Genomic DNA, 21,193 nt, shown 5'->3' with positions numbered 1-21,193 from the left:
CGCCCCCGTGAGCCCTGGCTCACATCGGATCTCGAGTACTTTTTGCCGCTTCGCGATCTCGCTGGCTCACGAGCCACAAGGCCCGAAGTCCTGAGCATTTGCCTCGTTTAGCGCTTAGACAACCTGCCGGCCCGCTCCACTGCCTCACTCGGCAGTTCGTCCCCCCTGAGGAACCGCGATGCCACCGATGATCCAGAACAACTTCCGTGTGCGCAAGAACTTCGGAAAGCTCAAGCGCATCATCGAGGTCCCCAACCTCATCGACATCCAGAAGCGGTCGTACGACAAGTTCCTGCAGCGGGACGTGCCGCTGGAGAACCGCGAGGAGATCGGGCTCCAGGCCGTCTTCAAGAGCGTGTTCCCGATCAAGGACTTTGGGGAGACCAGCTCGCTCGAGTTCGTCAGCTACAGCCTCGACCGCCCGAAGTACGACGAGGACGAGTGCCGCGCGCGCGGCATGACGTTCGCGGCGCCGATCAAGGTGGTGGTTCGCCTGGTGGTGTGGGACGTCGACGACGAGACCGGCACCCAGTCGATCCGCGACGTCAAGGAGCAGGAGGTCTACTTCGGCGAGATCCCGCTGATGACGGCGCACGGCACCTTCATCATCAACGGGACCGAGCGCGTGGTCGTGTCGCAGCTGCACCGCTCCCCCGGTGTGTTCTTCGATCACGACAAGGGCAAGACCCACGCCTCGGGCAAGAAGCTGTTCTCGGCCCGCATCATCCCGTACCGCGGCAGCTGGCTCGACTTCGAGTTCGATCACAAGGACACGCTGTTCGTCCGCATCGATCGCCGGCGCAAGCTGCACGCGACCGTGCTGCTGCGCGCGCTCGGCTACAACACCCCCGATCTGCTCGACTTCTTCTACGACAAGGAGACGATCAACATCGAGGAGGGCGGCGTTTTGACCCGCGCGATCGACTTCGATCTGCTGGCCGGTCAACGCGCTTCGCACGACATCCGTGACCCCGAGACGGGCGAGGTCATCGTCCGCAAGGGCCGCAAGTTCACCAAGGCGAACATCAAGCGCATGCGGCAGTCGGGCATCCGCACCCTGCCGATGGACGCCGAGAGCCTGGTGGGCAAGGTCTCGGCCGAGGACGTGATCGACGAGAACACCGGCGAGGTGCTCCTCAACTGCAACGAGGACCTCACCGAGGAGCACGTCCGTCGCCTCGCCGACGCCAAGATCAAGAGCTTCAAGATCCTCTTCATCGACGACTTCAACGTCGGCCCGTACCTGCGCAACACCCTGCTGCAGGACAAGCTGCACACGCCCGAGGACGCGCTGCTCGAGATCTACCGCCGCCTCCGCCCCGGCGACCCGCCGACGGCCGAGACGGCGCGGACCCTGTTCGAGTCGCTGTTCTTCAAGCCCGAGCGCTACGACCTGTCGACCGTCGGCCGCCTCAAGCTGAACCACAAGTTCGGCCTCGAGGAGAGCCTGACCTCCACCGTGCTGACGAAGCGCGACATCATGGAGACGGTCAAGTACCTTGTCGAGCTCCGCAACGGCCGCGGCCAGATCGACGACATCGACCACCTCGGCAACCGCCGCGTGCGCGCCGTCGGCGAGCTGATGGAGAACCAGTACCGCATCGGCCTCGTGCGCATGGAGCGGGCGATCAAGGAGCGCATGAGCATGTCCCAGGAGATGGACGCGCTCATGCCGGCCGACCTGATCAACGCCAAGCCGGTCTCGGCGGTCGTGAAGGAGTACTTCGCGTCCTCGCAGCTGAGCCAGTTCATGGACCAGACCAACCCGCTGTCCGAGGTCACGCACAAGCGCCGCCTGTCGGCCCTAGGCCCGGGCGGTCTGACGCGCGAGCGCGCCGGCTTCGAGGTCCGCGACGTCCACAACACCCACTACGGCCGCATCTGCCCGATCGAGACGCCGGAAGGTCCGAACATCGGCCTCATCGCGTCGCTCTCGACGTACGCGCGGATCAACGAGTTCGGCTTCATCGAGACCCCGTACCGCACCGTCGACGGCGGCGTCGCCTCGTCGGACGTCGACTACTACTCGGCGCTGCAGGAGCAGGGGCACTTCATCGCCCAGGCCAACGCGGTCACCGACGACAGCGGCAAGCTGCTGGCCGACCAGGTCCAGGTCCGTCACAACGACGAGTTCGAGTCGGTCCCCCCGGCCTCGGTGACGCTGATGGACGTCTCGCCGAGCCAGCTGGTCTCGGTCGCGGCCTCGCTGATCCCGTTCCTCGAGCACGACGACGCCAACCGCGCGCTGATGGGCTCCAACATGCAGCGCCAGGCCGTCCCGTGCCTGCGCACCGCGGCCCCGCTGATCGGCACCGGCATGGAGATGCACGTCGCCCGCGACTCGGGGTCTACCGTCGTCGCGTTGCGCGACGGCGTGGTCGAGCAGGTCGACGGCGCGCGCATCGTCGTCAAGCCGGTCACCGGCAAGACCGAGGAGAACCGCGGCATCCTCGGCGCCAAGCCCGACATCTACAACCTGACCAAGTTCCAGCGCTCGAACCAGAACACCGCGCTCAACCAGAAGCCGATCGTCCGCGTCGGCGACCGGGTGAAGAAGGGCGACGTCATCGCCGACGGCGCCGCGACGGAGCGCGGCGAGCTGGCGCTGGGCCAGAACGTGGTCGTCGCGTTCATGCCCTGGCAGGGCTACAACTTCGAGGACTCGATCCTCGTCTCGGAGCGCATCGTCCGCGAGGACGTGTACACCTCGATCCACATCGAGGAGTTCGAGTGCGTCGCCCGCGACACCAAGCTGGGCAAGGAAGAGATCACCCGCGACATCCCGAACGTCGGCGAGGACGCGCTGGCGAACCTCGACGAGGCGGGCATCGCCCGTATCGGCGCCGAGGTGAAGGCCGGCGACATCCTGGTCGGCAAGATCACCCCGAAGGGCGAGACCCAGCTCAGCCCCGAGGAGAAGCTGCTGCGCGCGATCTTCGGCGAGAAGGCCGGCGACGTGCGTGACACCTCGCTGCGCCTGCCGCCGGGCGTCAGCGGCATCGTCATCGACGCGCGGGTGTTCGCCCGCAAGTCGGTCGAGAAGGACACGCGCGCCCAGCAGATCGAGGACGCCGAGCGCGAGAAGCTGATGCAGGACCGGCGCGACAACGTCGCCATCGTGTCCGACGGCTACTACAACCGGATGAAGGAGATCCTGGTCGGCAAGACCACCGCGGCCAAGCTGGTCGACGACGCCGGCCGCGAGCTCATCGCCGCCGGCGTGGTGCTCACCGAGGCCAACCTGGCCGACGTCCCGCGCAGCGAGTGGGGCCGGTTCTCGCTCACCACCGCCGAGGACACCGAGGTCGTCGAGGCTCTGGCCCGCCGCCTCGAGAAGGACCTCGACGAGATCGAGACCATCTACCGCGAGAAGATCGCCAAGCTGACCAAGGGCGACGAGCTGCCGCCCGGCGTCATCAAGATGGTCAAGGTCTACGTCGCCATCAAGCGCAAGCTGCAGGTCGGCGACAAGATGGCCGGCCGCCACGGCAACAAGGGCGTGATCTCGCGGATCCTGCCGATCGAGGATCTGCCGTACCTCGAGGACGGCAGCCCGGTCGACATCGTGCTCAACCCGCTCGGCGTGCCGTCGCGCATGAACGTCGGCCAGATCCTCGAGGTCCACCTCGGGTGGGCGGCCTACGAGCTCGGGCAGCAGATCGACCGCTACATGCAGACCAAGTTCTCGCCCGAGGTCCTGCGCACCCAGCTGAAGAAGATCTACGAGACCAAGGAGGCCCAGCGCTTCATCGACGGTCTCGGCGACGACGACGTGATCCGCTTCGCGGACAAGCTGCGGCGCGGCGTCCACATGGCCACGCCGGTGTTCGACGGCGCGCTCGAGACCGAGGTCAAGGGCACGCTCAGCAAGGCCGGCGTGCCCGAGAGCGGCCAGGCGATCCTGTTCGACGGCCGCACCGGCGAGGCGTTCGAGGAGAACGTCACCGTCGGCATCATGTACATGCTGAAGCTGCACCACCTCGTGGACGACAAGATCCACGCCCGCAGCATCGGCCCGTACTCGCTCGTGACGCAGCAGCCCCTCGGCGGCAAGGCCCAGTTCGGCGGCCAGCGCCTCGGCGAAATGGAGGTCTGGGCGCTCGAGGCCTACGGCGCCGCCTACGCGCTGCAGGAGCTGCTCACCGTCAAGTCGGACGACGTCGTCGGCCGCATGCGGATGTACGAGTCCATCGTCAAGGGCCAGCCGACCATGCAGCCCGGCGTGCCCGAATCGTTCAACGTGCTCCTCAAGGAGCTGCAGGCCCTGTGCCTGAACATCGAGCTCGTCGACGTCAACGCGGAGACGGGCGTGGTCACCGGCGTCTCCCGCGAGGCGATGTCGGCGGCGGAGTAATCACCCGGAGAAAGCGAACAAGGAGACACGGCCATGAGAGACATCTTCAGTTTCTTCGAGAAGCAGAAAGAGGCCACCTACTTCAACGCGCTCCGGATCGGCGTCGCCTCGCCGAAGACCATCCGCGACTGGTCGTACGGGGAGGTCAAGAACCCCGAGACGATCAACTACCGGACCTTCAAGCCCGAGCGCGACGGCCTGTTCTGCGCCAAGATCTTCGGGCCCATCAAGGACTACGAGTGCCTCTGCGGCAAGTACAAGCGCATGAAGCACCGCGGGGTCGTGTGCGAGAAGTGCGGCGTCGAGGTCATCCACTCCAAAGTCCGGCGCGAGCGCGCCGGTCACATCGACCTGGCGACTCCGGTCGCGCACATCTGGTTCCTCAAGAGCCTGCCGTCGCGCATCGGCAACATCCTCGACATCCCGCTGACCAAGCTCGAGAAGGTGCTCTACTGCGAGGCCTACATCGTCATCGACCCGAAGGACTCCGGGCTCGAGGAGCGCGAGCTGCTCAGCGAGGAGCGCTTCGACCAGCTGATGGAGGAGCTCGGCCCCGACGCGTTCAACGCCGGCATGGGCGCCGAGGCGATCAAGGAGCTGCTGTCGCGCATCGACCCGGTGGTCGAGGCCCGCAACCTGCGGGCGGAGATCGCCGGCGCCACCAGCGAGGCCAAGCGCAAGAAGGCGGCCAAGCGCCTGCGGGTGGTCGAGGCCTTCCGCAACAGCGGCAACAAGCCCGAGTGGATGATGCTCGAGGTCGTGCCGGTGCTGCCGCCCGACCTGCGCCCGCTCGTGCCGCTCGACGGCGGCCGCTTCGCCAGCTCGGACCTCAACGACCTCTACCGCCGGGTGATCAACCGCAACAACCGGCTCAAGCGCCTGCAGGAGCTGGCCGCGCCGGAGATCATCATCCGCAACGAGAAGCGCATGCTGCAGGAGGCCGTCGACGCGCTGTTCGACAACGGCCGCCGCGGCAAGACGATCACGGGCCCGAACAAGCGCCCGCTGAAGTCGCTGTCCGACATGTTGCGCGGCAAGTCGGGCCGGTTCCGCCAGAACCTGCTCGGCAAGCGCGTCGACTACTCGGGTCGTAGCGTCATCGTCGTCGGTCCCGAGCTGCGCCTGCACGAGGTCGGCATCCCCAAGAAGATGGCGCTCGAGCTGTTCAAGCCGTTCATCTACAACCGGCTCGAGGCGCAGGGGCTCGTCACCACCATCAAGAGCGCCAAGCGGATGGTGGAGAAGGAGGCCCCGGAGGTCTGGGACATCCTCGACGAGGTAATCAAGGAGCACCCGCTGCTGCTCAACCGCGCGCCGACGCTCCACCGCCTCGGCATCCAAGCGTTCGAGCCGGTGCTGATCGAGGGCAAGGCGATCCAGCTGCACCCGCTGGTCTGCACCGCCTTCAACGCCGACTTCGACGGCGACCAGATGGCCGTCCACCTCCCGCTGTGCATCGAGTCGCAGATGGAGGCGCGCGTGCTGATGATGTCGACCAACAACATCCTCAGCCCCGCGCACGGCCGGCCGATCATCGTCCCGTCGCAGGACATCGTCCTCGGCCTGTACTACATGACCCGCGAGCGGGCCTTCGCCCACGGCGGCGTCAACGAGAACCCGGCCCAGGACGGCTACTTCATCGGTCACTTCGGCTCCCCGGCCGAGGTGCGCATGGCCTACGACCACGGCGCCGCGCACCTGCAGGCCCGGGTCCGCGTGCGCATGGAGCCCGGCAAGCCGATGCTCGACAGCACCGTCGGGCGCGTCCTGCTGTACGAGGGCGGCATCCCCAAGAAGATCCCGTTCTCGATGGTCAACCGCTCGCTGGGCAAGAAGGAGCTCAACGAGCTGATCGACACCTGCTACCGCCTGTGCGGGCAGAAGGCCACCGTCCTGATGGCCGACTACCTGCGCAGCACCGGCTACAGCGAGGCGACCAAGGCGGGCATCTCGATCTGCATGGATGACATGGTCATCCCCGAGGCCAAGAAGAAGCTGCTCCAGCAGGCGACCGCCGAGGTCAAGCGCATCATGGCGCAGTACGCCGACGGCCTCATCACCTCGGGCGAGCGCTACAACAAGATCATCGACATCTGGGCGAACGTCTCCGAGCAGATCGCCAACGCGATGATGGAGGGCATCTCGTCCGCCGTCCTCACCGACGAGCGGACCGGGAAGCAGGTCAAGCAGCCGTCGTTCAACTCGGTCTACATCATGGCCGACTCGGGCGCCCGCGGTTCGCGGCAGCAGATGCGCCAGCTCGCCGGCATGCGCGGCCTCATGGCTCGTCCCTCGGGCGAGATCATCGAGTTCCCGATCACGACCAACTTCCGCGAGGGCCTCACGGTTCTCCAGTACTTCATCTCGACGCACGGCGCGCGCAAGGGCCTCGCCGACACCGCGCTCAAGACCGCGAACTCCGGGTACCTCACCCGCCGCCTGGTCGACGTCGCCCAGGAGGCTGTGATCACGGAGTTCGACTGCGGCACGATCCAGGGCCTCGACATGACCGCGCTGGTCGAGTCGGGCGAGGTCATCGAGCGCCTGGCGGACCGCGTCCTCGGCCGCGTCGCGCTCGAGCCGCTGTACCGTCCGGGCACCGACGACCTCATCATCGCCGAGGGCGACCTCATCGACGAGAACCGCGCCAAGCAAGTCGACGACGCCGGCATCCAGTCGGTGAAGATCCGCAGCGTGCTCACCTGCGAGGCGCTGCGGGGCATCTGCGCCAAGTGCTACGGGCGCGACCTGGCCCGCGGCAACCTCGTCGACGTCGGCGAGGCGGTCGGCATCATCGCCGCGCAGTCAATCGGCGAGCCCGGCACGCAGCTGACGATGCGCACGTTCCACATCGGCGGCGTCGGCAACATCACCGCCGAGCAGTCGCAGCTGGCGGCCCGCTTCGGCGGCACCGTCAAGCTCGAGGACATCGAGCTCGTCGGCGGCCGCGAGGACAAGGACGGCCCGTACTCGGTGGTCATGAACCGCCACGCCCAGCTCAACCTGCTCGACGAGAAGGGCCGCCCGCGCGAGCGCTACGACCTGGTCTACGGCGCGCGGCTGCGCGTCAAGGACGGCGAGGTGGTCAAGGCCGGCCAGCTGATGGCCGAGTGGGACCCGTTCACCTTGCCGATCATCGTCGAGGTGTCGGGCACCGTGGAGTACGGCGACATCATCGAGGGCGTGACCATGGCGGTGCGGGTCGACGAGACCACGCAGCACTCGAGCATGGTCGTGCAGGAGAGCCGCGACCCTGACGCGCGCCCGCGCTTCGTCATCAAGAACGACGACGGCGAGGTCATCCGGGTCCACGGCAAGCACGAGGCGCGCTACTTCCTCCCGGTCGGCGCCGCCTTCACCCTCACCGAGGGCACCAAGGTGGTCGCCGGCGATGTCATCGCCAAGCTGCCGCGCGAGTCGACCAAGACCAAGGACATCACGGGCGGTCTGCCGCGCGTGGTCGAGCTGTTCGAGGCCCGCACGCCGAAGGACCACGCGATCATCTCGGAGATCGACGGCGTCGTCACGTTCGGCAAGGACAAGGGCGGCAAGCGGCGCGTCATCGTCACCGCCGAGCACGGCGACCCGAAGGAGTACCTGGTACCCAAGGTCCGCCACCTGCTCGTGCGCGAGGGCGACCGCGTGCGCGCCGGCGAGAAGCTGATGGACGGCCCGGCCAACCCGCACGACATCCTCGCGGTGCTCGGCGAGAAGGCGCTGGCGACCTACCTGCTCGACGAGATCCAGGAGGTCTACCGACTGCAGGGCGTGAAGATCAACGACAAGCACATCGAGGTCATCGTCCGGCAGATGATGCGGCGCGTGCGGATCAAGGATCCGGGCGACACCAACTTCCTCGCCGACGATCACGTCGAGCGGCAGATCTTCCAGCAGGAGAACCAGCGCGTCGCGGCGCTCGGCGGCACGCCGGCGACCGGTCAGGCGCTGCTGCTCGGCATCACCAAGGCCTCGCTGTCGACCGAGAGCTTCATCAGCGCTTCGTCGTTCCAGGAGACCACCAAGGTGCTCACCGAGGCGGCGCTGCAGGGCAAGATCGACTTCCTGCGCGGCCTCAAGGAGAACGTGATCATGGGCCGGCTGATCCCCGCCGGCACCGGCCTCACGGTCTACGACCGGCTGCACATGGTCTCGGACGACCAGGCGCAGCACGATCCCAACGCCGAACCGGTCGCGCGTCGCTCCAACGAGCGCGACCTCATCAACGTGCAGGACTGATGCGTCTCGACGGAGCCGGCGCAGGGCGCGCCGGCTCCGTCCGCTCGATGGGGTGGGGAGCAGATCTCCCGCTCATCGCCTTGCGGCAGCACACGCAGGACGCGGGGCCCGCCCCCGCAGCCCGGGCCTGGATTCGCACTCCAGGCCGTTCTTCCCCGCTCTGAGGGGTTCGGACGATGGTCCGGCCCCGTGCGCCTCGCCGGCGGCGATGCTTGATCTGGCTGGCGCCCCCCTATATAACCAGCCCCCCAGCCGCAGGGGGCAAAAGCGAACAGGTCCGACTCTCTCGGCTCGGGCCTGGCCAAACCCCACGGCCCTCCGGGCCCCGGCTCGATACTGGAAAGGCTTCACGGCGCATGCCGACGATCAATCAGCTTGTCCGCAAGGGACGCGAACTGCAGAAGAAGAAGACGACGGCTCCGGCGCTGCGCGGTTGCCCGCAGAAGCGCGGCGTGTGCGTCCGCGTGTACACCTGCACGCCGAAGAAGCCGAACTCCGCGCTCCGCAAGGTCGCTCGCGTCCGCCTCACCAACGGCATGGAAGTGACCACCTACATCCCGGGTGAGGGTCACAACCTGCAGGAGCACTCGATGGTGCTGATCCGCGGCGGTCGCGTGAAGGACCTCCCCGGCGTCCGCTACCACGTCGTGCGCGGCACCCTCGACACCACCGGCGTCAACGGCCGTCGCCAGCGGCGCTCCAAGTACGGCGCCAAGCGGCCCAAGTAGTGACTTAGAAGGACGACCATGTCGCGCAAAGGAATCACCACGCGGAAGCGCCCGCAGAACGACATCCGGTACACCGACCACCCGCTGGACGTGAACCGGAACATCCACAAGTTCATCTGCGGCATCATGCGCGCCGGCAAGAAGTCGATCGCCGAGAAGATCGTCTTCGGCGCCTTCGACATCATCTCCGAGCGCACCAAGGACGACCCGGTCAAGGTGTTCGAGAAGGCGGTCGCCAACGTCTTCCCGCGCCTCGAGGTCCGTTCGCGTCGCGTCGGCGGCTCCAACTACCAGGTCCCGATCGAGGTCCGCCCCGAGCGCGGCCAGGCCCTGGCGTACCGCTGGCTGATCGGCTTCGCCCGCTCGCGGCCCGAGAAGACCATGCGCGAGCGCCTCGCCAACGAGATGCTCGACGCGGCCCAGAACCGCGGCGGCGCCGTCAAGAAGCGCGAAGACACGCACAAGATGGCCGAGGCCAACAAGGCCTTCGCGCACTACCGCTGGTAATCGCCGTCACGGCCCGTCCGCGGGCCGTCCGATCTTTCTCTCCACCTCTCTCCTTCAGCTCCGGATGTCCGGCCCGCTCGCGGGCCACCCGCCGATGACCCACTGACCCGAGCCGACAAGAGCGCGACAACCCTCGATTCTGCCAGGCGACTGGACCTCCATCCCACGCCCCTCCGGGCCTGAGGCGGTCCCTTCGCAGCAGATCCCGAGTCGGGCCCCTCGCCAGCCATAACCCCTCCCGAGCTTGTGGAGACGGATGGCCGGCGGAGCGGCCCTCGTGTCGTTCCCGAAACGGCTCCCCTCTTGTGCATGCAACCCTCGAACGACATCGCGGCCATCCGAGACATCGGCATCATGGCCCACATCGATGCCGGGAAGACCACGACGACCGAACGCGTGCTCTTCTACACGGGGATCTCGCACAAGATGGGTGAGGTCCACGACGGCAACACCGTCATGGACTTCATGGAGCAGGAGCAGGAGCGTGGCATCACGATCACCTCCGCGGCGACCACCTGCTTCTGGCGCGGTCACCGGATCAACCTGATCGACACCCCCGGGCACGTCGACTTCACGATCGAGGTCGAGCGCTCGCTCCGCGTGCTCGACGGCGCCGTGGCCGTGTTCGACGCCGTCGCCGGCGTGCAGCCGCAGACCGAGACGGTGTGGCGGCAGGCCGAGCGCTACCACGTCCCGCGGATCGCCTTCGTCAACAAGATGGACCGCGTCGGCGCCACGCTCGACCGCACCGTCGAGATGATGAAGTCCGTCCTGCACGCCCACCCCATGGTCGTGCAGATCCCCAACGGCCTCGAGTCGGCCTTCACCGGCGTCGTCGACCTCCTCACCATGGAGGAGATCGTCTGGACCGACGACAGCGGCACCCAGTTCACCCGCAAGCCGGTGACCGAGGAGCACGAGCTGCACACGGAGGCGGTCCTGGCACGCGAAGCGCTGGTCGAGTCGGTCGCCGAGGTCGACGACGAGACGATGACCGTGTTCCTCGAGGCAGGTGCCGGGGGCGTCCCGCTCGACCTGCTCAAGGCCGGCCTGCGCCGCGCGACCATCGCCAACAAGGGCGTCGCGGTCCTGTGCGGCACGGCGCTCAAGAACAAGGGCATCCAGCCGCTGCTCGACGCGGTCGTCGACTACCTGCCGTCGCCGCTCGACATGCCGCCCGTGGTCGCGCGCCGCAAGGCGGACGACGGCGAGGTCCAGCGGCATGCCGCCGTCGACCAGCCGCTGCTGGCGCTGGCGTTCAAGGTCGTCCACGACCCGCACCGCGGCCCGCTGGTGTTCCTGCGCGTGTACTCGGGCGTCCTCAAGGTCAAGGACGCGATCCAGAACGTCACGCGCGATCGCAAGGAGCGGGTCAACAAGCTTTTGCAGGTCCACGCCAACAAGATGCAGGAGATCGACGAGGTCTCGGCCGGCAACATCGCCGCCGCTGTCGGGCTCCGCTTCACCACCACCGGCGACACGGTGGTCCTGGCGACCGACCGCGAGCAGGTGATCTTGCCGGGCCTGGAGATCCCCGAGCCCGTGATTTTCCGCGCGATCGAGGCCAAGTCGACCGCCGACCAGGCGGCGCTGAGCGAGGCGCTCGAGCGGATGCAGCGCGAGGATCCGAGCTTCACCGTGCGCGTCGACGCCGACTCCGGCCAGACGCTGATGGCCGGGCAGGGCGAGCTGCACCTGGAGATCATCGTCGACCGCATCGCCCGCGAGGCGCGCGTCCCGACCAACGTCGGCAAGCCGCAGGTCGCCTACCGCGAGACGGTCGGCAGCCCGCTGAACCATCCCATCGAGTACGACCGCGAGATCGGCGGCAAGCGGCAGTACGCCCGGATCGTCCTCGAGGTGGTCCCGCGCGAGCGCGGCGCCGGCAATTCGTTCGTCAACCTCATCCCCGAGCCGGTCCGCGAGCGCGGCCAGAAGCTCGAGCCGCCCAAGCTGCTGCCCGACATGATCGCCGCGGTCCGGGAGGGAGCGACCGACGCGCTGACCCGCGGCCCGCTGCTCGGCTACCCGGTGGTCGACGTCGAGGTTCGGCTCAAGGACGGCGCCTACATCGAGGGCGACTCGACCGCCGTGAGCTTTCGGGCGGCTGCCACCATGGGCCTCATGGAGGCCTTCGAGAAGGCCGGCCCCCGCCTGCTCGAGCCGGTCATGAAGGTCGAGGTCGAGGCGCCCGAGGACTACACCGGGCACGTCGTCAACGACCTGGTGGGGCAGCGCCGCGGCCGGGTTCAGGGCATGGAGCCCCTCCGCGGGCTTCAGGTCATCGACGCGGAAGTTCCCCTCGCCGAGATGGTCGGGTATGCTACGGCGCTTCGTTCGGCCACCCAGGGCCGGGCGAGTTACACGATGCACTTCAGCCACTACGCCGAGGTCCCGAGCGACCGGCAGGCGGAGATCGTCACCCGCGCCCGCGGATATTAGCGGTTTCTCTCACTCAGGCGACGCGATCGGGCTTTTCCAATCCTTGACTAGCTGGTAGATCCCGCCCCCCAGACTCCAAACACCCCTCACTGAGCGAAGCACAGCCATGGCGAAGGAAACATTCGTACGGAACAAGCCCCACGTGAACATCGGCACGATCGGCCATGTGGACCACGGGAAGACGACGCTGACGGCGGCGATCACGAAGGTGCTGAGCCTGAAGGGACAGGCGGAGTTCAAGGGCTACGACCAGATCGACAAGGCGCCGGAGGAGCGGGCGCGCGGGATCACGATCTCGACGGCGCACGTGGAGTACGAGTCGAGCAAGCGGCACTACGCGCACGTGGATTGCCCCGGGCACGCGGACTACATCAAGAACATGATCACGGGCGCGGCGCAGATGGACGGGGCGATCCTCGTCGTGAGCGCGCCGGACGGTCCGATGCCGCAGACGCGCGAGCACATCCTGCTGGGCCGTCAGGTGGGCATCCCGGCGATCGTGGTGTTCCTGAACAAGTGCGACATGATCGGCGCCGGCGACGAGGAGATGCTGGAGCTGGTGGAGGTCGAGCTGCGTGAGCTGCTGTCGAAGTACCAGTTCGACGGCGACAACGTGCCGATCACCCGTGGGAGCGCGCTGAAGGCCCTCGAGGCGCCGTCGTGGGACCACCCGGACGCGAAGTGCATCTGGGAGCTGATGGACTCGTGCGACTCGTACATCCCCGAGCCGGTGCGCGAGCTGGACAAGCCGTTCCTGATGCCGGTCGAGGACGTGTTCACGATCTCGGGCCGCGGCACGGTGACGACGGGTCGCGTCGAGCGCGGCGTGATCAAGGTCGGCGACGAGGTGCAGATCGTCGGTCTGCGCGACACGCAGAAGACCACGGTCACGGGCGTGGAGATGTTCCGCAAGCTGCTCGACCAGGGCCAGGCGGGCGACAACGTCGGCCTGCTGATCCGCGGCATCGACCGCGAGGCGGTGGAGCGCGGGCAGGTGCTCTGCAAGCCGGGCACGATCACGCCGCACAAGAAGTTCAAGGCGACGGTGTACGTGCTGAAGAAGGAGGAGGGCGGCCGTCACACGCCGTTCTTCAAGGGGTACCGGCCGCAGTTCTACTTCCGGACGACGGACGTGACGGGCTCTGTGACGCTGCCCGAGGGCGTCGAGATGGTGATGCCCGGAGACAACATCGAGATCACCGTCGAGCTGCACAGCACGATCGCCTGCGAGGAAGGCCTGAAGTTCGCCATCCGCGAGGGCGGCAAGACCGTCGGCGCCGGCGTCGTCACCAAGATCCTCGAGTAGACCGCTCGCTCGAGTACGCCGGCAAAGACCAAGGGATATCGCCGTGGACACGCTCAAGATTCGCATCCGGCTCAAAGCCTTCGACCACAAGCTGCTCGACCAGTCGGCCAGCGAGATCGCCGAGACCGCTCGCCGCACTGGCGCGACGGTCGCGGGCCCGATCCCGCTGCCCACCAAGATCAACAAGTACACGGTCCTGCGCAGCCCCTTCATCGACAAGAAGTCGCGCGAGCAGTTCGAGATCCGCACGCACAAGCGGCTGCTCGACATCCTTGAACCGAACAAGCAGACCCTCGACGCGCTGATGAAGCTCGACCTCTCGGCGGGCGTTGACGTCGAGATCAAGACCTGAGGCACCATGGCCAAGCTCATCGTCAAAGACCTCACGGGCGCCCAGGTCGGCGAGATCGACGTCGCCGACGCGGTGTTCGCCGTCCCCGTGCGTGAGCACCTCCTGTGGGAGGTCGTGCGCTACCAGCGGGCGGCTCGCCGCGCCGGTACGCACTCGACCCAGACCCGCGCCGAGGTCTCCGTCACCGGCAAGAAGTTGCACAAGCAGAAGGGCACCGGCGGCGCCCGTCACGGCTCGCGCCGCGCCAACATCTTCCGCGGAGGCGGCCAGGTGTTCGGGCCCAAGCCGCGCAACTACGCCTTCCACGTCAACAAGAAGGTCATGGCGAGCGCGCTGCGCACCGCCCTGACCGTGCGGGCCTCGAAGGGCGACCTCGTCGTCATCCGCGACCTGCAGCTCGAGGCCGTCAAGACCAAGACCATCGCCCAGGCGCTGACCGCCCTCGGCGCGCCGAAGGCCCTGGTGGTCGACGCCGGCGACAACACGAACCTGCGTCTCAGCACGCGCAACCTGGCTGCGGCGAGCTTCCTCGACGTCCGCGGTCTCAACGTCTACGACATCCTGCGCTTCCCCAAGCTGCTGATCTCGGAGACCTCGCTGCGCGCGGTCGAGGCCCGTCTGTCGGGCGCCAAGTCCGACGCCCCGAAGGAGGTCGCATGACCCCGCAGCAGATCATCGTCCGCCCGGTCGTCACCGAGAAGTCGACCGACGTGCAGGGCCGCCACAACCACTACGTGTTCGAGGTCGCCAAGGCCGCGAACAAGATCGAGATCCGCAAGGCCGTCGAGCTGGTGTTCGGCGTCCGCGTCCGGGATGTGCGCACCATGGTCGTGCGCGGCGACCTCCGCCGGGTCGGCAAGTTCACCGGCAAGCAGCGGTCGTGGAAGAAGGCGATCGTCACCGTTCACCCCGGTGACTCGATCGACCTCTACGGAGATCAAGCCGACAAGGGCTGAAGGAGCGCACCATGGGCATTAAAGTCTACAGGCCGACCTCCCCGGGCCGACGCGGCATGAGCGTCAACACCCGCGACCAGGTGACGGCGAGCGAGCCGCACCGGGCGCTGGTCGAGAAGATCGACCGCCACACCGGGCGCAACAACTACGGCCGCAAGACCGCGCGCTTCCGCGGCGGCGGTCACAAGCAGCTGTACCGCGTCATCGACTTCAAGCGCGACAAGTTCGGCGTGCCGGGCAAGGTCGCGACCGTCGAGTACGACCCGAACCGCACCACCTTCATCGCGCTCATCAACTACGCCGACGGCGAGAAGCGCTACATCCTCGCCCCGGAGGGTCTGAAGGTCGGCGACTCGGTGATCAGCGACCAGGCGGCCGACATCAAGCCGGGCAACAGCCTCCCGCTGCGCAACATCCCGGTCGGCACCATCATCCACAACCTCGAGATCAAGATCGGCAAGGGCGGCCAGTTGGTCCGCACCGCCGGCTCGGGCGCCCAGCTGATGGCGCGCGAGGGCGATTGGACGCAGGTCCGTCTGCCCTCCGGTGAGGTTCGTCGCGTCCACATCGACTGCCGCGCCACCGTCGGCACGCTGAGCAACGGCGACCACAGCCGCGTCAGCCTCGGCAAGGCCGGCCGGACCCGTTGGCTCGGAATTCGCCCGCACAACCGCGGCGTCACCATGAACCCGGTCGACCACCCGATGGGCGGCGGCGAGGGCCGCACCTCCGGCGGCCGGCACCCCTGCTCGCCGTGGGGCATCCTGTCGAAGGGCTACCGCACGCGGCACAACAAGCGCACCGACGTCTTCATCGTCTCCCGTAGGAAGAAGTAACGCATGGCACGCTCCATCAAGAAGGGCCCGTTCGCGGACTCCCACCTGGTCGAGAAGATCGAGGTCGCCCTCAAGGAGGGCAACCGTCGCGTGGTCAAGACTTGGTCGCGCCGCTCCACGATCCTGCCGCAGTTCGTCGGCGCGAACGTGATGGTCCACAACGGTCACAAGTGGATCCCCATCTTCATCACCGAGAACATGGTCGGTCACAAGCTCGGCGAGTTCGCCCCGACCCGCACCTTCCGTGGTCACTCCGGCGACCGCAAGGCCGCGAAGAAGTAATCACCGAGGTAACGCCATGGCCATCGCACGTCTCAGCCACGCGCGCATCACCCCGCGAAAGGCGCGGATCATCGCCAACCTGATCCGCGGCAAGCAGGTCGCGCGCGCTATCGACGACCTTCGCTTCCTGCACAAGTCGGGCGCCAAGCAGTTCTTCAAGCTCCTGGTGTCCGCCGTCGCCAACGCCGAGGACACCGGCGACGTCAACGTCGACAACCTCGTCGTCACCAAGGTGACCGTCGACCAGGGCCCGACGCTCAAGCGCTGGCGCCCGCGGGCGATGGGCCGCGCCAATCGGATCCTCAAGAAGACCAGCCACATCCACCTCGAGGTGGCGGAGGTACGCAGCTAATGGGACAGAAAACACATCCGATCGGCTTCCGGATCGGGATCGTCCGCACCTGGGGCTCGAAGTGGTTCGAGCACACGCGCTACCGGCAGTGGCTGCACGAGGACATCAAGATCCGCCGCTTCCTCAAGAAGGAGCTCTACGCCGCCAGCATCGCCGACATCACGATCGAGCGGGCCGCCAACAAGCTGAAGATCAACATCTTCTCGGCGCGTCCCGGCATCATCATCGGCAAGCGCGGCGCCGGCGTCGAGGTCCTGAAGAAGAAGGTCTCGAAGCTGACCGAGTCCGAGGTGTTCCTGAACATCCAGGAGGTCCGCAAGGCCGAGACGAACGCGCAGCTGGTGGCCGAGAACATCGCCCAGCAGCTCGAGCGCCGCATCGCCTTCCGCCGCGCGCTCAAGCGGGCCATGCAGACCGCCATGAAGTTCGGCGCCAAGGGCATCCGCGTCGCCGCTTCGGGCCGTCTGGCCGGCGCCGAGATGTCGCGCCGCGAGACCTACCGCGCCGGCGGCGTCCCGCTGCACACCCTGCGCGCCGACATCGACTACGGCTTCGCCGAGGCCCACACGACCGCCGGCGCGATCGGCGTCAAGTGCTGGATCTTCAAGGGCGAGGTCTACGGTACGCGCGCCACGCAACAGAACGACCCGCGCTTCCCGCGGCCCCAGAAGTAAGCGAGGCATCCCAACATGCTCTCCCCATCCAGAGTCAAGTACCGCAAGGTTCAAAAGGGCCGCATGGCCGGCCAGGCCAAGGGCGGGTCGGAGGTCTCCTTCGGCGACTTCGGCCTGCAGACCGTCGAGTGCGGGTGGCTGACCGCGCGCCAGATCGAGGCCGCTCGTATCGCGATCAACCGCCACGTCAAGCGCGGCGGCAAGCTCTACATCCGGGTGTTCCCGGACAAGCCCGTCTCGCGCAAGCCGGCCGAGACCCGCATGGGTAAGGGCAAGGGCGCCCCGGACTTCTGGGTCGCCGTTGTCCGCCCCGGCCGCGTCCTCTACGAGATCGAGGGTGTCACCGAGGAGCTCGCCCGCGAGGCGTTCCTCCGCGCCCACCACAAGCTGCCGATCAAGACCCGCTTCATCCGAAGGGACACTGCCCTGTGAAAGCGCTCGAACTCCGCGAGAAGACCACCGAAGAGCTCACCGAGCTCGAGGGCCAGCTCCGCGACAAGCTCGTCCGCCTGAGCGTCGCCAAGGCGACCCAGCGCGCGACCAACACCGCCCAGTTCGGCGCCCTGCGCCGCGACATCGCCCGCATCAAGACCGTCCTCCACGAGCGCGCTCGCGGCATCGCGGGAGAGGCATGAGCCATGACTGAGCAAGACACCACCACCGAGACCGAGACGCGCCAGCGTCGTGTCCTCACGGGCACCGTCGTGTCGGACAAGATGGACAAGACCATCGTCGTCCAGGTGCAGCGGCGCTTCAAGCATCCTCGCTACCGCAAGTACGTCAGCGAGCGGCTGCGCTACAAGGCGCACGACGAGACTAACCAGGCCAAGGTCGGCGATGTCGTTCGCATCGTCAGCTGCCGGCCCCTGTCCCGCGAGAAGCGCTGGGCGCTCCAGGCGATCGTGGAGAAAGCGACGCTCGTATGATTCAGGTCCAGTCCGTCCTCGACGTGGCCGACAACTCGGGCGCGCGCAAGCTGTTCTGCATCAAGGTGCTCGGCGGCTCGAAGCGCCGCTACGCGACCATCGGCGACGTCATCGTCGTCTCGGTCCGCGACGCGCTGCCGAACAGCAAGGTCAAGAAGGGCTCGGTCATGAAGGCCGTCATCGTCCGCACCCGTCGCGGTGTGCGGCGCCTCGACGGCAGCGTGATCCGCTTCGACACCAACAGCGCCGTGCTCATCGACGCGCAGAAGCAGCCGATCGGGACCCGCATCTTCGGGCCCGTGGCGCGCGAGCTGCGGCAGAAGAACTACCTCAAGATCATCTCGCTGGCGCCGGAGGTGCTGTGATGCAGCGGATTCGTTCAGGCGACGAGGTCGTCGTCATCGCCGGAAAGCACAAGGGTCGCCGCGGCAAGGTGCTGCGGGTCGTGCCCGAGAGCGACCGAGTGGTCGTGCAGGGTGTCAACGTCGTCACCAAGCACGTCAAGCCCGGCAAAGAGAACCCCCAGGGCGGCATCGTGAAGCGCGAGGCCCCCGTCCACCTCTCCAACGTGATGCTCGCGGATCCGCAGTCGGGCGACCCGACGCGGGTGCGCTTCCAGGTCCTCGATGACGGCCGCAAGGTCCGCATCGCGGTCAAGTCGGGCGAGCAGATCGACAAGTAACCGGAATTCGTCGTCATGGCCAAGGCAGCACGCGCCGGCGGGGCACCCCCCGCCAAGAAGAAGGAAGCCGCCGGCTTCGGGTTCAAGTTCCAGCGGGTCCAGGAGGAGCCGCTCAAGCGCGAGGAGGGGTACGTCCCCCGGCTCGTGCAGAAGTACAGCGAGGTCGCTCGGCCCGCGCTCGTCAGCGAGTTCGGCTACAAGAACGCCCTCAACGTCCCGCGCATCGAGAAGGTCGTGCTCAACATCGGCCTCGGCGAGGCGATTCGCCAGCCGAAGCTGCTCGAGCAGGCGTTCGAGGTGCTGGGCAACATCACCGGTCAGCGGCCGGTGGTGACGCGCGCCAAGAAGTCGATCGCGACCTTCAAGCTCCGCGAGGGGATGAAGATCGGGTGCATGGTGACGTTGCGCGGCAACACGATGTGGGAGTTCCTCGACCGTCTGCTGACGATCGCGCTCCCGCGTACTCGTGACTTCCGCGGCGTCAGCCGCAAGGCCTTCGACGGCCGCGGCAACTACACGCTCGGGGTCAAGGAAGTGCTGATCTTCCCCGAAGTCGACATCGACAAGCTCGACAAGGTGCCGGGCATGAACATCTGCATTCACACCTCGGCGGGCACCGACGACGAGGGTCGCTCCCTGCTCGAGAAGCTGGGGATGCCGTTCCGGCGCGCCTAAGGAGGAGTCGCAACCATGTCCATGACCGATCCCATTGCCGACATGCTGGCGCGCATCCGCAACGCCCAGCACGCCCAGCACCCGAGCTGCACGATGCCCGGCTCCAAGCAGAAGCTCCGCATCTGCCAGATCCTCAAGGAGGAGGGGTACATCTCCGACTTCTCGTGGGAGGACGACGACAAGCAGGGCCTGCTGTCGATCCAGCTCAAGTACCAGGGCGACGAGGCCGCCATCGAGGGCATGCGCCGCATCAGCCGTCCGGGCCAGCGCGCCTACTCGCGCGGCAAGGACATCCCGAAGGTCCACAACGGCCTCGGGATCCTGATCGTCTCGACCTCGCGGGGCTTGATGACCGACCGCGCCGCCCGGCGTCAGGGCATCGGCGGCGAGCTCATCTGCAGCGTGTGGTAGTCCGACCCGTCGCCGCGAAGGAACAAGACCATGAGTCGTATCGGCAAAACCCCAGTGAAGATCCCCAAAGGGGTGACCGTGACCGCCAAGGGGCAGACGCTCTCGGTCAAGGGACCCCAGGGCAACCTCGACTTCGAGGTCCCGGCCGCGATCCAGTTCAAGGTCGAGGGTGAAAACATCACCTTCACCCGCACCGGCGAGTCCGGTGAGGTGCGGGCGCTGCACGGCACCGCGCGGGCGATGACGGCCAACATGCTGACCGGCGTCTCGGTCGGCTTCACGCGCACGCTCGACATCGTCGGCGTCGGTTATCGCGCCGCGGTCAAGGGCGACGTGGTCGACCTGACCCTCGGCTTCTCGCACCCGGTCAGCTACAAGCTGCCCGCGGGGGTCAAGGCCGAGGTCGACAAGGACGGCAAGCTGCACGTCAAGTCGGCCAGCAAGGCACTGCTCGGCCAGGTCGCCTCGGACCTGCGCAGCTTCCGGCCGCCGGAGCCCTACAAGGGCAAGGGCGTGCGTTACCTGAACGAGAAAATCACCCTGAAGGAAGGCAAGGCCCGCGGTAAAGGCAAGTAGCCGCGCGCTGGGAGTTCGACCATGCCCTCGCCCAAAGAACAGATCCGGCTGCGCCGCAAAGCCAGCATTCGCAAGCGGGTCCACGGCACCACGGAGCGCCCGCGCCTCTCGGTGTTCCGCAGCGCCAAGCACATCTACGCGCAGGTCATCGACGACAGCACGTCGGCGACCCTGGTCGCCTCCTCGTCGCTCGCCAAGGACGTGGCCGCCGAGAGCGAGAAGACCAAGCGCGAGCTGGCCGAGCTCGTCGGCACCGCCATCGCCAAGGCCTGCCTGGCCAAAGGCATCACCAAGGTCGTGTTCGACCGCAACGGCTACATCTACCACGGCCGGGTCAAGGCCCTGGCCGACGGCGCGCGGGCCGGTGGGCTCGACTTCTAGGAACCAGCCATGATCGACATCGAATCCCTCGGAGAACTGGTCGACCGCGTCGTCTACATCAACCGCGTGGCGAAGGTCGTCAAGGGCGGCCGGCGCTTCAGCTTCAGCGCGCTGGTCGTCATCGGCAACGAGCGCGGCTGGGTGGGCATCGGCTACGGCAAGGCCAAGGAGGTCCCGGAGGCGATCCGCAAGGCCAACGACCTCGCGCGCAAGAACCTGTTCCAGGTCCCGCTCGCGGGCGCGACGATCCCCCACGAGGTCATCGGTCACCACGGCGCCGGCACGGTGCTGTTGCGGCCGGCCTCGCCGGGTACCGGCGTCATCGCCGGCGGCGCGGTGCGTGCGGTCGTCGAGTGCGCGGGCATCCACGACATCCTGAGCAAGTGCATCGGCACCAACAACCCGCAGAACGTCATCCACGCGACGCTGGACGCGCTCCAGCGGCTGCGCGCGCCGGAGTCGGTGTCGCGTCGCCGCGGCCTCGCGGTGGCCGAGCTTACGCAGTAGGAGCACAGCC

22 protein-coding genes and 1 pseudogene are annotated in these 21,193 nt (G+C 67.3%); all 23 read left to right on the top strand.

The window, feature by feature from the left end; translation table 11 throughout:
* Positions 1 to 178 precede the first annotated feature (178 nt).
* Positions 179 to 4,291, top strand: a pseudogene (rpoB, locus tag NAEX_RS15065) (DNA-directed RNA polymerase subunit beta); the annotation flags it as partial.
* A 96-nt stretch (positions 4,292 to 4,387) separates the two neighbouring features.
* A complete protein-coding gene (rpoC, locus tag NAEX_RS15060) occupies positions 4,388 to 8,590 on the top strand; it encodes a DNA-directed RNA polymerase subunit beta' (protein WP_096328193.1) in 4,203 nt (1,400 codons plus the stop codon).
* A gap of 356 nt (positions 8,591 to 8,946) precedes the next feature.
* Positions 8,947 to 9,318, top strand: coding sequence for a 30S ribosomal protein S12 (gene rpsL / locus NAEX_RS15055; protein WP_096328192.1), 372 nt, complete (start codon positions 8,947 to 8,949; stop codon positions 9,316 to 9,318).
* Positions 9,319 to 9,336: 18 nt separating this feature from the next.
* Positions 9,337 to 9,825, top strand: coding sequence for a 30S ribosomal protein S7 (gene rpsG, locus NAEX_RS15050; protein WP_096328191.1), 489 nt, complete (start codon positions 9,337 to 9,339; stop codon positions 9,823 to 9,825).
* A gap of 309 nt (positions 9,826 to 10,134) precedes the next feature.
* On the top strand, positions 10,135 to 12,267 hold the full coding sequence (gene fusA, locus NAEX_RS15045; protein ID WP_096328190.1) for an elongation factor G: 2,133 nt from the start codon (positions 10,135 to 10,137) through the stop codon (positions 12,265 to 12,267).
* Positions 12,268 to 12,373: 106 nt separating this feature from the next.
* The gene (gene tuf / locus NAEX_RS15040; protein ID WP_096328189.1) at positions 12,374 to 13,573 is read left to right on the top strand and encodes an elongation factor Tu; all 1,200 of its coding nucleotides are present in this window, start codon (positions 12,374 to 12,376) and stop codon (positions 13,571 to 13,573) included.
* A 43-nt stretch (positions 13,574 to 13,616) separates the two neighbouring features.
* Positions 13,617 to 13,925 (top strand): 30S ribosomal protein S10, encoded by a 309-nt coding sequence (rpsJ, locus tag NAEX_RS15035; protein WP_096328188.1) that lies wholly within the window; start codon positions 13,617 to 13,619, stop codon positions 13,923 to 13,925.
* A 6-nt stretch (positions 13,926 to 13,931) separates the two neighbouring features.
* Positions 13,932 to 14,585, top strand: a complete 654-nt coding sequence (rplD, locus tag NAEX_RS15030; protein WP_096328187.1) for a 50S ribosomal protein L4 — start codon at positions 13,932 to 13,934, stop codon at positions 14,583 to 14,585.
* Positions 14,582 to 14,881, top strand: coding sequence for a 50S ribosomal protein L23 (gene rplW / locus NAEX_RS15025; protein WP_096328186.1), 300 nt, complete (start codon positions 14,582 to 14,584; stop codon positions 14,879 to 14,881). The genes rplD and rplW overlap by 4 nt, the downstream gene beginning before the upstream one ends.
* 11 nt (positions 14,882 to 14,892) lie before the next feature.
* Positions 14,893 to 15,717 (top strand): 50S ribosomal protein L2, encoded by an 825-nt coding sequence (rplB, locus tag NAEX_RS15020; protein WP_096328185.1) that lies wholly within the window; start codon positions 14,893 to 14,895, stop codon positions 15,715 to 15,717.
* Positions 15,718 to 15,720: 3 nt separating this feature from the next.
* Positions 15,721 to 15,999, top strand: coding sequence for a 30S ribosomal protein S19 (gene rpsS / locus NAEX_RS15015; protein WP_096328184.1), 279 nt, complete (start codon positions 15,721 to 15,723; stop codon positions 15,997 to 15,999).
* Between the two features lie 16 nt (positions 16,000 to 16,015).
* Positions 16,016 to 16,351: a 50S ribosomal protein L22 gene (gene rplV / locus NAEX_RS15010; protein ID WP_096328183.1), complete on the top strand. Its 336-nt coding sequence runs from the start codon at positions 16,016 to 16,018 to the stop codon at positions 16,349 to 16,351.
* A complete protein-coding gene (gene rpsC / locus NAEX_RS15005) occupies positions 16,351 to 17,025 on the top strand; it encodes a 30S ribosomal protein S3 (RefSeq protein WP_096328182.1) in 675 nt (224 codons plus the stop codon). Before rplV ends, rpsC begins: the two co-directional genes overlap by 1 nt.
* A 15-nt stretch (positions 17,026 to 17,040) precedes the next feature.
* Entirely contained in the window at positions 17,041 to 17,457 is a 417-nt protein-coding gene (gene rplP / locus NAEX_RS15000) for a 50S ribosomal protein L16 (protein WP_096328181.1), read from the top strand.
* Positions 17,454 to 17,660 (top strand): 50S ribosomal protein L29, encoded by a 207-nt coding sequence (rpmC, locus tag NAEX_RS14995; protein WP_096328180.1) that lies wholly within the window; start codon positions 17,454 to 17,456, stop codon positions 17,658 to 17,660. The genes rplP and rpmC overlap by 4 nt, the downstream gene beginning before the upstream one ends.
* Positions 17,661 to 17,663: 3 nt before the next feature.
* Positions 17,664 to 17,951 (top strand): 30S ribosomal protein S17, encoded by a 288-nt coding sequence (gene rpsQ / locus NAEX_RS14990; RefSeq protein WP_096328179.1) that lies wholly within the window; start codon positions 17,664 to 17,666, stop codon positions 17,949 to 17,951.
* Entirely contained in the window at positions 17,948 to 18,316 is a 369-nt protein-coding gene (rplN, locus tag NAEX_RS14985) for a 50S ribosomal protein L14 (protein ID WP_096328178.1), read from the top strand. The genes rpsQ and rplN overlap by 4 nt, the downstream gene beginning before the upstream one ends.
* Complete coding sequence (gene rplX, locus NAEX_RS14980) at positions 18,316 to 18,633, top strand: 50S ribosomal protein L24 (protein ID WP_096328177.1); 318 nt, start codon at positions 18,316 to 18,318, stop codon at positions 18,631 to 18,633. The genes rplN and rplX overlap by 1 nt, the downstream gene beginning before the upstream one ends.
* 15 nt (positions 18,634 to 18,648) lie before the next feature.
* Complete coding sequence (gene rplE / locus NAEX_RS14975; RefSeq protein WP_096328176.1) at positions 18,649 to 19,308, top strand: 50S ribosomal protein L5; 660 nt, start codon at positions 18,649 to 18,651, stop codon at positions 19,306 to 19,308.
* 15 nt (positions 19,309 to 19,323) lie between these two features.
* The gene (gene rpsH / locus NAEX_RS14970; RefSeq protein ID WP_096328175.1) at positions 19,324 to 19,719 is read left to right on the top strand and encodes a 30S ribosomal protein S8; all 396 of its coding nucleotides are present in this window, start codon (positions 19,324 to 19,326) and stop codon (positions 19,717 to 19,719) included.
* Between the two features lie 30 nt (positions 19,720 to 19,749).
* Positions 19,750 to 20,295 carry a 50S ribosomal protein L6 gene (gene rplF, locus NAEX_RS14965; protein ID WP_096328174.1) on the top strand — a complete coding sequence of 182 codons (546 nt, stop codon included), beginning with the start codon at positions 19,750 to 19,752 and terminating at the stop codon, positions 20,293 to 20,295.
* 21 nt (positions 20,296 to 20,316) lie between these two features.
* Positions 20,317 to 20,676, top strand: a complete 360-nt coding sequence (gene rplR / locus NAEX_RS14960; protein ID WP_096328173.1) for a 50S ribosomal protein L18 — start codon at positions 20,317 to 20,319, stop codon at positions 20,674 to 20,676.
* Between the two features lie 9 nt (positions 20,677 to 20,685).
* Positions 20,686 to 21,183: a 30S ribosomal protein S5 gene (gene rpsE / locus NAEX_RS14955; protein WP_096328172.1), complete on the top strand. Its 498-nt coding sequence runs from the start codon at positions 20,686 to 20,688 to the stop codon at positions 21,181 to 21,183.
* Positions 21,184 to 21,193: the final 10 nt, after the last annotated feature.

This window comes from Nannocystis exedens (genome assembly GCF_002343915.1).
GTDB classification, from domain to species: Bacteria; Myxococcota_A; Polyangia; order Nannocystales; family Nannocystaceae; genus Nannocystis; species Nannocystis exedens.
Note: the sequence above shows the minus strand (reverse complement) of the source record. Positions and strands in the feature narration are given on the sequence as shown.